Annotated in this window: 13 protein-coding genes; all 13 read right to left on the minus strand. The window is 67.8% G+C overall.

Annotated features, from left to right (window positions below; translation table 11 throughout):
- Positions 1–8: 8 nt before the first annotated feature.
- Entirely contained in the window at positions 9–1109 is a 1101-nt protein-coding gene (locus AMS67_RS02525; RefSeq protein ID WP_162230804.1) for a PIN domain-containing protein, read from the minus strand.
- Positions 1110–1198: 89 nt separating this feature from the next.
- Positions 1199–2692, minus strand: a complete 1494-nt coding sequence (locus AMS67_RS02530; protein ID WP_053385956.1) for a putative type IV secretion/conjugal transfer ATPase — start codon at positions 2690–2692, stop codon at positions 1199–1201.
- Complete coding sequence (locus AMS67_RS02535; RefSeq protein ID WP_053385957.1) at positions 2689–3501, minus strand: hypothetical protein; 813 nt, start codon at positions 3499–3501, stop codon at positions 2689–2691. The genes AMS67_RS02530 and AMS67_RS02535 overlap by 4 nt, the downstream gene beginning before the upstream one ends.
- Before the next feature lie 34 nt (positions 3502–3535).
- Entirely contained in the window at positions 3536–5011 is a 1476-nt protein-coding gene (locus AMS67_RS02540) for an SCO6880 family protein (RefSeq protein ID WP_053385958.1), read from the minus strand.
- 4 nt (positions 5012–5015) lie between these two features.
- On the minus strand, positions 5016–6329 hold the full coding sequence (locus AMS67_RS02545; protein ID WP_053385959.1) for a TrbL/VirB6 family protein: 1314 nt from the start codon (positions 6327–6329) through the stop codon (positions 5016–5018).
- Positions 6330–6345: 16 nt separating this feature from the next.
- Positions 6346–6618: a DUF6112 family protein gene (locus AMS67_RS02550; RefSeq protein ID WP_053385960.1), complete on the minus strand. Its 273-nt coding sequence runs from the start codon at positions 6616–6618 to the stop codon at positions 6346–6348.
- 148 nt (positions 6619–6766) lie between these two features.
- The gene (locus AMS67_RS02555; protein ID WP_053385961.1) at positions 6767–7033 is read right to left on the minus strand and encodes a DUF6112 family protein; all 267 of its coding nucleotides are present in this window, start codon (positions 7031–7033) and stop codon (positions 6767–6769) included.
- Positions 7030–8202, minus strand: coding sequence for a M23 family metallopeptidase (locus AMS67_RS02560; protein ID WP_053385962.1), 1173 nt, complete (start codon positions 8200–8202; stop codon positions 7030–7032). Before AMS67_RS02560 ends, AMS67_RS02555 begins: the two co-directional genes overlap by 4 nt.
- Before the next feature lie 9 nt (positions 8203–8211).
- Positions 8212–8874: a hypothetical protein gene (locus AMS67_RS02565; protein ID WP_053385963.1), complete on the minus strand. Its 663-nt coding sequence runs from the start codon at positions 8872–8874 to the stop codon at positions 8212–8214.
- A gap of 95 nt (positions 8875–8969) precedes the next feature.
- Positions 8970–10073 carry a ParB/RepB/Spo0J family partition protein gene (locus AMS67_RS02570; protein ID WP_075201196.1) on the minus strand — a complete coding sequence of 368 codons (1104 nt, stop codon included), beginning with the start codon at positions 10071–10073 and terminating at the stop codon, positions 8970–8972.
- Positions 10060–10938, minus strand: a complete 879-nt coding sequence (locus AMS67_RS02575; RefSeq protein WP_053385965.1) for a hypothetical protein — start codon at positions 10936–10938, stop codon at positions 10060–10062. Before AMS67_RS02575 ends, AMS67_RS02570 begins: the two co-directional genes overlap by 14 nt.
- A 93-nt stretch (positions 10939–11031) precedes the next feature.
- Entirely contained in the window at positions 11032–11535 is a 504-nt protein-coding gene (locus tag AMS67_RS02580; protein ID WP_053385966.1) for a hypothetical protein, read from the minus strand.
- Positions 11532–12320, minus strand: a complete 789-nt coding sequence (locus tag AMS67_RS02585; protein WP_241487966.1) for a DUF2637 domain-containing protein — start codon at positions 12318–12320, stop codon at positions 11532–11534. The genes AMS67_RS02580 and AMS67_RS02585 overlap by 4 nt, the downstream gene beginning before the upstream one ends.
- Positions 12321–12344 lie beyond the last annotated feature (24 nt).

Genomic DNA, 12344 nt, shown 5'->3' on the forward strand with positions numbered 1-12344 from the left:
AGGGCTCGTCACCGGGGCGAGGTGTCGGATTCGTTGTCCGTCAAGATCACGTCGATGGCCACCGGAGTCGGTTCTCCCGCATCGATTGTTACGGTCGCGATCACGGTCACCTCGCTGCTGGCATGGAAGTAGTGCTCATTCCAGTCCTCGACCCAATCCGCGATTTCGCCGTCTTCCATGTACCAATCTGACTTCGCGACAAACCCGCTGATGGAGAGCAAGACCTCAGCAGTTGCAGTGACAGTATCCGCATCTTCGGTCAGTGTGAACTCGGTGACCTGGTCAATGGCATCGATGGTCGCATCTTCAAACGGCACGGAGAACTGCACGAAATCGGGGTAGGCGTAGTCTCCGCCATAGACCATCTGCACCGAGATGTTCTCCGACTCGAGCGCGAGGACTGTGTTGGTCGCAATGGTGATGAGGTGTGCTTCCGCCGCGGCTTCGGCTGTCGCTTCGACGATCTTCTCGACCTGGGTCGCTGAGTGCCATACGTTTCGCACATGCACTAGACGGGAGGCGTCGAATCCGAGGTCTGCCAAGTCACCCTGGAGATCGCCGTGAAGCGAGTCGCCGTCATCGTCCAGGAAGCCCTTGTCCGCCGCAACGAAGATGACCCGCTCATAGCCGCGGCTCGGATCCAACAGTGCAAGAACCGTCTCCCAGATGGCAGCATCTCGGAATCCCACGGAGACGACGGGATCCGAGCCGACCTCCATGAAGGGGCGGCGTCTCGCCAGATCCCTCAGCACGAGCCGGTGTGTCGCAACCTCTGGAACAGGCTCGCGACGGATGCCTTGGCTGGCGAAGAGCGCATCGAAGTTGGCCTCGACCTTCGGCAGAAGCACCTCGAACGCAGCACTCAGCTGTTGCGAGACCTCTTCCATCGGCGTCCCATGGTGCGACAGCTTGTCCACCAGCACGCTCGCGTCCTGCGAGACCTCCTCGACGTTCTCGTGCTGCTGTCGACTAAGCTCCAGGACTACAACTTCCGGGAAGACAATCTCACAATCACCAGCTGCTGCCAGCTCTTTCAGCCGGATGCCGGCGTTGTTGGCAAGCCACGGGTCCTTGAAGACGGCGTTGGTGTCGGGTACGACGGCGATCACGTCCCCATTTTGGCGGAGATCGAAAGTGGAGACAATATTCCAGTACGCTCGCGACATGCTGTTCGGTATTCCTGAACTTGCGGGGTTTTCTAGAGCATCCGTGCGCGGGTGTCGAAGAGTTCGAGTTCGGCGGGGTGGAGCTGGTGCTGCACCACGAAGCTGCGATCCTTGATCTTCCAGAGGCCCTGCCCGATGCCGAGGCCCGGGAGCAGGGATCGTTCGGTGTCCGTGAGGCCGAGTGTCTGTGCGGTGACGCCGAGCTGGTCGGATTCCTGCCGGTAGATGATCCGAGTCTCCGCGTTCGCGAGGAGCGACGAGGCGAGACCCCGCATCCGCGATCCCTGATCGCCGACGTTCTCAAGGTCCGAGAGCTTGTGGAACACCAGCAGGTTCGCGAGCCCGTAGTGCCTGGCGAGCCGCCACTGCGCATCCATGCGAGCGAGAAGACTCGGGTAGGACATGAGGCGCCACGCTTCGTCGTAGACGACGAAGCGTTGCCCGCCGGCAGGGTCTTGGAGCGCCGCTTCCATCCACGCCGCCGCACAAGTCATCAGCACCGCAAGCAGCGCCGAGTTCTCGGCCACTCTTGAGAGATCGAGCGAGAGCATCGGCAGGGTGGGATCGAACTTCTCGGTGCTTGGGCCGTCGAACATCCCCGACAAGTCGCCAGCGACGAGCCTGCGGAGTGCGTGTCCGACCATGCGGCCGTCTTCGGCGAGCCGGCCATCGGGATCGTCGGCTTTCACAGGTGCGAGGATGCGGTCGACGACCATTGGCAGGATTGGCACTTCTGAGCAGCGCACTGCATCGGCGAGGGCGACGTCGATCGCGGTGTGCTCCACGGGCGTGAGGCGGCGGTCGAGCACGGTCTCCGCGAGCGCCCCGATGAGATCCCTGCGGCGGGCTGCGACCTGTGCCGCCCAGTCCTCATCCGGGATGCCAGCCGCACGGTAGCCCTCATCCAAGGGGTTCAGGCGAGTCGGGAGCGACGGGCCGAGCACGATGGCGCGGCCGCCGACGGCCCGGGCGACGGAAGTATGCTCGCCTTTCGGGTCTCCCGGGATGTAGACGCGGCGCCCGAATGGGAGCGCCCGAGTGTAGAGGCTCTTCGCGAGCGAGGACTTCCCGGAGCCGACGATGCCGGCGAGGATCATGTTCGGGGCGGTGATGACCCCTTGCTTGTAGAGCTGCCACGGGTCGTAGACGAAGGAGCCGCCCGAGTAGAGGTCTTGCCCGATGAAGGTTCCGGCTGAGCCGAGCCCGCCTTCCGCGAGGAACGGGTAGTGCCCCGACAGCGTGGCAGAGGTGTCCTGGTGGCGCGGGAGTCGGAACCGGCCTGGCGTGCGCAACGCTGCGGGGCCGTCTTCCCCGGCCCGCGGTAGATAGCGGGTTGCGCGGCGAGCTTCGCGTTCCTCGTCTGCTTGTGCTCGGGCGGCGGCGATAGCTGCGGCTCTTGCTTCGGCTTGGAGGCGGGCTGCGGCTTGCGCGCGGGCTCGGCGGTGCCTTCGCAGTTCCCCTTCCGGGCCGACGAGCACCGAGGTATGGAGCCGTCCTGGCTCAGTCTCGCCTGGATCGTTCCTCATCGTCCGAAGCCGCGCACAGAGGGGTGGTTCACGTAGTGCTGCCGGTTGATCGTCGGGGTGCCGAGACGATCCCGTCGCACCTGCTGCGAACCAGCAGCAGTTTCGCGTGCGGGAATGCTGGCTGGCGCGGCGTGGCGGGGTTCGTCGATGCCGAGCAGCACGGGTCTGGGAAGGATGTCTTTTGCTCGATAGAGGGCGACGTGCTGGTGGGAGTGGTTGTAGACGAGGGTGTACGCGTCGAACGTGGCCACGCGGTCCAGCTGTCCGATAGGCGCTTCGTCGTAGACGTATCCGTTCTCGAGAGCCGCATCGACCGTCTCGTCGCCAACGTCGTAGCCGGAGAGTTCAAGGATTGCCTCGTCTATGCCGCCCCTGTCAATGAGATCAAGGGTGTCATCTGCCTCGCCACCTTGCAGGAAGACCACGTTGATGAGCCGTCCGGTGCCCTCGCGCGCTTCAGCCGCGGGCTGCCACGCGATTCGCCCTGCCGCCTCCATGCTGGCGTCCAGGTGCCGTTCAGCCTGGCCAATGAGCAGAGCAGCGTGCCGGAGCTCGGCTGCGGCGGTGAGTGCGTCGCGGGTGCCGACGGTGCGGTTTCCAGCCTCATCGGTGGCGCGGCCTCGCAAGCTGGTGTGGAGAGTCGCGAACTGTTCGAGCACTGTTTCGAGCGATCGTAGAGCGCCGCGCAGGTCGTCGAGCATCTCAGACACCCGTTCTGGCTGGTTAAGCACGCGGCTCGCGTGGGCGAGACCGCGCATTGCCTCGTACATCTCACTTGCATCAGCTTCAGGATCGGTGAAGGTCGGCATGATCGGGGCTCCGTTCGGGAGAATGTGGTGGTGGTCAGATGGATCGGCACAGCGGCAGCGCTGCTGCGGTGAAGGCCTGGGCTTGCTGGCCGACGAGCCTTCTCGTTTCGCAGGAGGCCTGGATCGCGGCCTGTTCGATCTGCGACACGGCCGCGTCAAGCTCGCTCGTGGTCGGCGCCGAAATGGAGACGAGGCCGACGACGCGCAGAACGCCGTGCCCGGCGGTGAGCTCCGATTCCTGTTGCAGGACATCGCTGTACTCGGCGGAGGCTCGCATGTCCTCGACCTGGCCGATCTTCCGTCGTTGTGCAGCGTCGGCGATCATCTCGGTCTTCTTCTTCCGCAGATCCCGTGCCGCCTGATCCGCCCGGACCGGAAGGTAATGCAGCGAGAGGGAACGGAGCACGCCGCCGGTGAGAACGAGCGGGGCGAGGAACCCCGGGAAGGTCTGCGCCCTGGGCCACTCACTGATCCACAGCACCGCGTGATGCGCGCTGTCGGAGCGCAGCCGATCCCACGACTCGTTCACCGCGACCGGGCCCGCGATCGCGAGATCCCGGCCGAGTGCGCCGTGCCGTTCCAGGGCGGGGCCAGCGGCTGGGTCGTAGGCGGTGCGGAGGATCAAGGCGACGTCGCCCGGGGTGAGCCAGCCGGTCATGTGCAGTTCGGCGCTGCGGAGCGCGGTCTGGAACGACTGCATCTCCTGACGAAGCACCGCGGCCGCGCCCTTCATCCCGCCGCCAGCGGACCGGATCTGCCTGGCGGCAGCGCGCATGTTGATCGACAGCGACACGGTGGTGGCGTGGCGCTCGCCTGCGGGGCCGGCCCGCTCGATGAGTTCCCGGTAGGTGATCGCCGCCCAGGAGCCGTCGTCGGTACCGTGCGCCCGCCACCATTCGGTGAGCCCGGACCCGGAATCGGGGAGGGTGCGCTCCATGACCTGGATGCGGGCGATGCGACCTGAGCGGCAGGCAGCAGCGAGCACTCGGCCCCAGCCGGTGACGCGGCGCTGCTGCTCGGCAGGGTCAAGGAGCACGAATGCCGGATGCTGCACCCCGCACACCGCGGTGAGGGTCTGCGCGTGCGGGTCGTGGATCATCGCCGCATCCGTTTCGGGGTCTACCCATTCCCGGAGTGCCGCCATGTCTCCGGGGAGCGCGAGCGTGCCGGCGGGGCGCGGCTTCACGACGCGCCGGCGGTAGCGGGTCTGCTTCGCCCGGGTGCGGAGCATCCAGCGAGCGACGATGGGCGCCCACTCGATGAGCTTCCGCCCGCCGACAGGCACCCAGGCGACCGCGACGAGCGACGCCCAGGCGGGAGACGACCAGGCGAGGCCCGCGCCGCCGTTCGTGTACAGGCCCGCGACGACGATGAGGAGCGCGACCGCGAGGATGATGAGCTGCGAAAGGGAGAGACCGAGAAGGATGCCTCGGCGCGTGAGGCGCGAGAACTGCACCGGTCGCAGCTCGAACCGCTCCGGCGCGGAGGCTGTAGACGCATGCGAAGTCATGGGGTCATCCCTTTCCGGTCGGTTCGGGCGGGGTCTTCGCCGTCGGTGGAGAGAGAACCGCTGGCGGCTGCTGCGCCGGGGATGCTGATGGTGGCGGGGATGCCTGCTCGGAGGCGCTGCCGGCGTGCGAGTCTGCGGCGTCGCCGATCGCTCCGCCGAGCTTCGGCCCCGCAGTCGCAGTCTCCTTCACGACAATCGCTCCCGCCACGATGGGTGCGGCAACACCGGCAGCGCCGCTCGTGCCGACTGAAGCAGTGCCACCTTCAACAGCACCCTCGGTGGCCGGAGCCATCGCAGGAGCCTCGGCGGCAGGTGGAGGCGCGGCCGGAGCAGGCTCCGACGGAGCGCTTGCCGGGTCGTCGCGGCTGAGCACTTGCTTCGGCGCAGGACCATTTGGCTTCGACGGGAGCGGGATCGGCCGGTTGAGGGCGTTCTTCGCTTCCTGCTCCATCGAGGCGGCCTGGTACATATCGAAGCCGACGAAGCTCAGGAACTTGTACGCCATGTACGGTGCGAAAGCTGCGACGAACAGCAGCACGATCCCGGCGATCGGCTCCGATAGCGATTTCAGGTCGAGGCTGATGGGAGCTGCGACCTGGGCGGTGGCGATCAGGAAGATCACCACGATCACGAGCTTCGACGCGATCAGTGCGACGACGAAGGTCGCCCACTTCCCGAACCAGCCGCGCGAGGCCTCCCAGGTGAGGCCCGACAGCGCGATCGGTCCGAACACGATCGCCACCAGCAGCAGTGCCTTGCGGATGAGGAGGGAGAACCACAGGATGAAGATCGCCGCAATCATGAGGCCGGCGAGGAAGATCGTGAGCAGTGCCCCCGCCCCGCCCGCCACGGTGGTGATGGTGACGGCGGTGATGAGGAGGGCGAGCCGGTCGCCCATGCTCTCCATCGTCTGCCCGGTCGCCTGGATGATCCCGATGCACAGCTGGTCGGTGATTTCGAGGAGCAAGGCGGTGCAGGTGATGAGTACGAACGACCCCAGCACGCTCTTGGCAACCCCGGTGGCGGCGCGGGTGAGGGCGGACGGCTCGCGGCGGACAAGCCCGGTGATGAGCTGGAAGCAGAAGAACAGCAGCGTGATGAACACGGCGATGCCGAACAGGATGTTGTAGACCTTCACATACCCGTCGCTCGTAACATCGACGGCAGTAGTGCTCGAGAAGACTTCCCACATGCCTTGGAAGAGGGTGGAGACGGCGAGGCCCATCGCGGAGGCGATCCACCCGAAGAAGAGCCCGGCGGGGCCTTCACCGATCGCGGTGCAGACGGTGGAGATGCCGGGGATGTCGCAGATACTCACCCTGAACCACCACCGGTCAGTTGACGGCCTGGCCGACAGTCCAGAAGAAGTTGATCAACGTCACCGCGGCCCCACACAACACCGCCGCACCGCAGGACACGAGGACGCCGGTCTTGCCTCTGCTCGCGAGGTGAGGATTTGACGAGTTCGCGCCGAAACCCCAGACGATCGCGGAGACGATCAACGCCAAGACGCTGAGAATCAGGCCCACGGTCATGACGGCGCCGACGATGTCGCGCAGTTGCGCGATCCCGGGAAGTCCGTTGCTGTTCGGGTCAATGTCGATCATGGCGAAAGTGCTCCTGCCGGTCAGAGGGGGTTGGACGCGAACCGTCCGACAAGCAGGTGCACAAGCAACCCCCGGCGAGACCGCAGCCGCGCGCTCCGGCGCGGGAACGGAGCACAGGCGAGCGAGAAGCCCGCTCCGGGCCCCGGCTCTAGATGCGGTCGCCGACGGTCAGGAGGAAGTTGGTCCAGGCGATGCCGGCGCCGGCGAGGGCGGCGGTGCCGAGGGCGACGAACACGCCGATGCGGGCTTTCTGCGCCGTATACGGGTTCCCGGCCTGGGACGAGACAGCCCAGATGATGGCGGAGATCAGGAGGGTGAGCACGGCGGCGATGAGGATGTAGGTGAGGAGTGCCCCGATGACGGTGGCGAGGTCGCCAGAGGCTCCGACGGCTCCGAAGTCGGGAAACACATTCATCGTTGGCCTCCCAAGTTCGCCCGGCATCCCGGCGCGGTCATGCTGGTGCCGTCGCTCGGGACAGCCCCGTGCTGGGTCAGCCATTCGACGGCGTTGACAGGCGGTTGCCCCTGCCCGCCGGGGTGGATCTCGAGGTGGAGGTGGGGGCCGGTGGAGCGGCCGGAGGAACCGACATCGGCGATGTGCTGCCCCGCGGTGACGGTTTCGCCGGCGGTGACGTAGATGCCGTCTTGCCACATGTGCGCGTAGTAAGACGCGACGCGGGCACCGTGGACGGTGTGCTCGATCACGATGAGGCCACCCCATCCTGCGCTGAACTCCGCGACGGTCACGCGACCATCCGCGATCGCGTAGATCGGGGTGCCGTCTGCGGCAGCGAGGTCGCTGCCGGAGTGGAACTCGCTCTCCCCGGTGAACGGGTCGGTGCGCCACCCGAAGGAATCGGTGGCGTTGTAGCTGCCGTCCGGGAGGGGGAAAACGACGCGGCTGGTCTCCGGCACGACGCCGCCACCGCCGTTTCCGCTGCTGGGGGCGGGTTTGGTGAGGGTGGTGAGGATCGCCTCGGCGACGGGCTGCCAGTTCCGATACCGATCCGGGAACGCCGACACTTCGACCGCCTGCGCCGCGGAGCCGGGGTCCATCTGCTGCCAGCCCGGAATATCGAGCAGACCCCGCGGCGACGGATAGTTCGGCCCGTTCTCCCCGCCGTAGAACGCCTGGGCCTGATACGTCGGGTTCATCAGGTTGGCGACGGTGCCCCAGCCTGCGGCGGGCCGCATCTGGAACAGGCCCAGGGAGTCATGGTCGGAGGCGTCGCCGTCGTTCGGGAAGCTCCCGGATTCGGGGTAGGCGCCGGTGTTGGCGAGCATGAGCAGGCGGGATTCGGTGAGCGCGGCCATGAGCGCGATGCGCACGCCGGCCTGCCCGACACCGGGGATGCTCGCCCCGGTCGTGATGATCGTCGCCGCATGCGTCAGCTGGCGCTTCTCGAGTACGACCCTGGTGCCGTCGGCGGTGGTGGCGGTGAGGCTGTCGGGGATTGTGCCGACCGTGAGCGAATCCGTGACGCAGAACCCCAACGGCCCCGCGAACGCGCCGAGGCTCACGAGCGCGGTCGAAGGGCCGATGCAGAACAGCACCAGCAGCAGGACGAGCAGCTTCTTCGCCATCACCGCTGCCTATCGGAGCGGGGAATCGAGCGCGGAGAGCCGCAACAGCCGGCACGCCCCGTCGTCGGGGCAAGCGGCGAAGATCGTGAATGACACCGGCCGGGCGTCGGTGACTTCCTGCCCTTCCCATACGCCGGCGCGGTGCCGGGTGCCGGTGATCGTGTACGCGACCGAACCGGGCGGGAGCGTACCCGGCCGGGCGTCTGCGAGGATGCCCGCCCAGGCCTCGGGGACGACCAAAGTGTCGATTTCGAGCCATTGCCGGGTCGCGTAGTCGCGCAGCTCACCCCAGGCCGCATCGTCTGGGAAGTAGCCGCGGAGGTCGGCGGCAAGACCGGGGGCTTCGTCACGGTCGGCGGCGTCGATGATCGCCTGCATGTACTTGTGCGGCGCATGGCCGAGGCTGGTATCCCACCCGAACAGTCCTTCTGCCACCGAGCGGGCGAACCGCTCCGAATCCGTGCCCGTCGGCAGGTCCCTCGGCGCGAGACGCTGGCCGCGCTGCGGCTCCGTCGTCACCGTGGGCGTCGCTGGTGCGCGAGGTTCGGGGGCGGGGCCGCGCAGCAGCCCGTACACGCCAATCCCGATGAACAGGGCAAGAGCAAGGCAGCCGCCGATCAGGGCGATGCGGAGGCGGCGCGACGGCTGATCGGGCTCGGTAGTCTGACGCATGGGGTTCCTTCCGAGGAACAAGAGAGTTCGATACTCGGAAGGTGCACATCCGGACCCCGCAGCCAGCCGTCAGACGACGACCCATCGCCAGCCGGTCAGATTGCGTGCGCTTCGGGACCATCGGCGGTGGCCTTGGCGCGTGCGGCCCGCATCAGGGTGAAGAACGCGACGGTCTCGGCGAGCACCCGTTCGGCTCGCTCCCACTCGGGTACGGTGAGCGCGGCGGCGACGTCTTCTGCGTCGTATTTCTGGGTCCAGCCGTCCAGGTCTGTCCAGAGCGCGACGAATGCCCGCGGCGGCAACATCACCAGCGTCAACTTCGGACGCTCGGGCGTCTTCACCCGCTTCTTCCCCTTGCCAAGCCCCTCGGTGGTGACCCGCGCGATCGCTTCAGCCGCGAGAGCGGCAAGCTCCGCCGTGCGCGCCTCCTGTGACGCTGCCGCCCGCACCTCGGCCGCCAACGACACCGCCTGCGCTCGCACGGACTCCGATTGTGCGGGGTCGGCGGCGATCCGGTCCAGCTCGTCCAGTGAGAGGGCGGTGTTTATGCGCAAGTGCGCGCCATGCACTTTCCCGCCGGCCTCGATCCTGGCGACTTCTTCTGCGGCCTGGGCGCGGATGTGCTCGGGCCGACGCTCGTCGTTCGCGAGGTCTTTCAGGCGGCCGAGTTCCTCGAGCATCGAATACGACTTCCGGCCCGTCACCATCCGCGCCGCCTGCGCCCGCGCTTCGCCAGGCGTCTGCGGTGCCGCCGATTCGGCGGCACCGCAGACTTCCGCAGAATCCTGCGGAATCCCGCCCTCCGCACCAAACCGAGTTGCCGCCTGCCGACGTGCCGCATCTTCGGCGAGCACGACCTTCAGCTCCCGGTACAAGGACTCTGCCTCGATCAAGGAGAGCGGCTTGTGCAGGGAGTTGTCGTTCTGCTCGGCGAGGAGCTGCGAGAGGCGGTCGGAGAGGTTCGACCGCACCCACACGTTCGTCGACCGGTGCCCGAGCATGCGCAGCGCTTCGAGCCGGCGCCGCCCGCACACGAGCGCCCCGTCGGGGGTGACGGTGATCGGCTGCAACAGGCCCTCGGCACGGATCGACTCGGCGAGCGCAGGAATGTCGCCAAGGTCGGTGCGGTGGCGTTTTCCGATGGTGATGGATTCGAGGGAGCGTTCCAGCTCGATATGCCCCGGACTACTCGCAGCCACGACACCCACCCCCGTCCGGAGCCGACAGCACCACCTCCGCGAGCACCGCGTCATCGGCGAGGAGCGCGCGAAGCGGTTCTTCGGTGACGAGGCGGTGCAGGATGCCGCGCGCGGCGCTCGTGTGCGCCTGATGCGGGTCCGGGGTGCCGAGCACTACCCGGAGCATCGTCAGCCACGAGGAGGCGGGGATGTCGAGGAGGGCGCGGGCGTGGTAGTCGCGCCGCAGCGACTCGAACGCCGACGCACGTGACGCCGACTCGGCCAGCCGGCTCACGATGTACTCGATCCCGCCCCGCGCGGCCTCGAGCGGCCAGCCGAGCAGGTGGAACAGGGCGACGGCGTCTTCGATGGCTTGCCCAACCCGCACCGAAGTCTCGCTCTCTTCGGGCTCTGCGAAGTAGTCCGGGGCAGGTATCGCGAAGCTCTCGTGATAGTCGGGGAGCGGGTTCTCCCGATCGCTGAAGCGTTCCGCGTCGTGATGGGCGGAGAACTTCGGCCGGCGTGCCTGATGCACGGAGCAGAGCAGCCCGTTCGCGCGTTCTTCGGCGATGCAGGTGACTTTCACGGCTCGGGTGATGACCGCCCACGGGTCGTCGGCGCGGCGGACGGCGCCGGTGCGCATCGCATCGAACGCGGCCGCTGCTGCTTCCCAGGGGTCGAGGCCGTGGCGGCGCGCGAGCGCGGCGTACTTGTCGGCGGCGTGCCGCATCAGTGCGGTCACTTCGGGGTCGTGCCGCCACGCCCACCGGCCCTCCTCGTGCAGACGGATGAGCAGGGCGCGGAGCCTTTCGGAATGCTCGAACCCCTGCCGCGCATCCCGTTCGGGACGTGCGGCAGGGGTTCGGGTCGTCGTGTTCTGGTTCATGGTCGTGGCACCTCCTGGCAAGCAGGTGCACACCGCGTGCATCGGCCCTGGGAGGTCCTGCGCGAACCGGCAAGTCGCTGCGTGCATGACGGATCACCTCAGACCCATCCCCGAACGCGCCAGCTCCGGCCGCTGCGCATTCCGACGGCGGCCAGCGATCGACAGATCCGGCAGCCGCGACGCCCGCTCACTCCGCTCGGCGCGGCGCTCGGTGCGGTCCTGCTTGCGCACTGTGCGGGCGTCGCGGAGTCGCTGCGCGAGCTCGGCCCGCAGATCGAGCCCCCACCCCGTCGCACGGGCACCGCCCTGCATCGCCAACTCGCTCGGCCGCACCCACCGCACCTGCGTCCGCCGCCGCGCCTCCGTCTCCGCTTCGGGCGTCTCCGACTCCGCAGCGTCGACATCCGGTATGTCGCGCTCCGTTTGGTCGTGTGAGGGTAGGGAGGGGTCGCGGTGCACGGCGAGCATCGACCGCTCCGCCTCCGGGACCGCTGCCTCCGGCGTGGGCGTGCGTTCGGCGTGCATCGCCGCCGCGAGCGCGGGATGCAGACGCGCCCGCGCTGCCTCCGCCCCATCAGGCATCTGTTCGGTGTTCATGAGGGTTCCTCCTCGTTCTCGGGTGCATCTGCAGCCGGCATTGTCGGCGCATCTTCGGGATCTTCGCCTGCCGCTGTCGACGGTTCAGCCTCGGGCTCCGTGGTCGGCGTGGTCGTCCGCGGGAGCCAGCGGCCGACGGTTGAGGGGTGCACGTCGAGGTAGCGAGCGATCTTCTTGTTCGACCAGCCACCCGCCCGCAGCACCTCCGCCACCTCACGCCCCGACCAGCCACCCTGCCCCGGCACCTCTCCTGGGTCGGGCGTCGGCAGATCATCCGGCTCGGGAACCGGTGGTGCGGCGAGCACCGGCACCCGGAGCGCCGGTTCGAGCGCCACTACCGGCACTGCCTGCGAGTCGGTCACCTCGGCGTGCAGTTCGGTCGCATCCGAAGGCACAGCGTTGGCGTCGTCGGCCGGTTGGTGACGGGTGAGGATCACGGTGAGGTGCGTGATCGCGAGCAGCACGAGCGGTGGTACGGCGGCGACCGATGCTGCGAGCACTGGGGGTACGTCGGCGTCGGCGGCGACGATCGCGTGGATAGAGTTCGCCGTCACCGACAGGCCGGCCCCGCAGATCAGCAGCATCCACGGATACCACGCGGCCCGGGTGCCGGCGAGGGCGACGACGGCGACGGTCGCGACGACGATGATGCCGTCCACGATCAGCGGCCACGCCCACGCCTGCCCCGCCTCGATCCCAGACCGCCGGGCGAGATCGGCCAGGGCGGTGAAGCTGAGCCAGAACGCGCCCGCCGCGATCAGTACCGTTCCTGCGACTGCGGTCATTACCGCGAGCCTGTCGCCCCGTCG

The organism is Leucobacter japonicus (genome assembly GCF_001273855.1).
Taxonomy (GTDB): Bacteria; Actinomycetota; Actinomycetes; order Actinomycetales; family Microbacteriaceae; genus Leucobacter; species Leucobacter japonicus.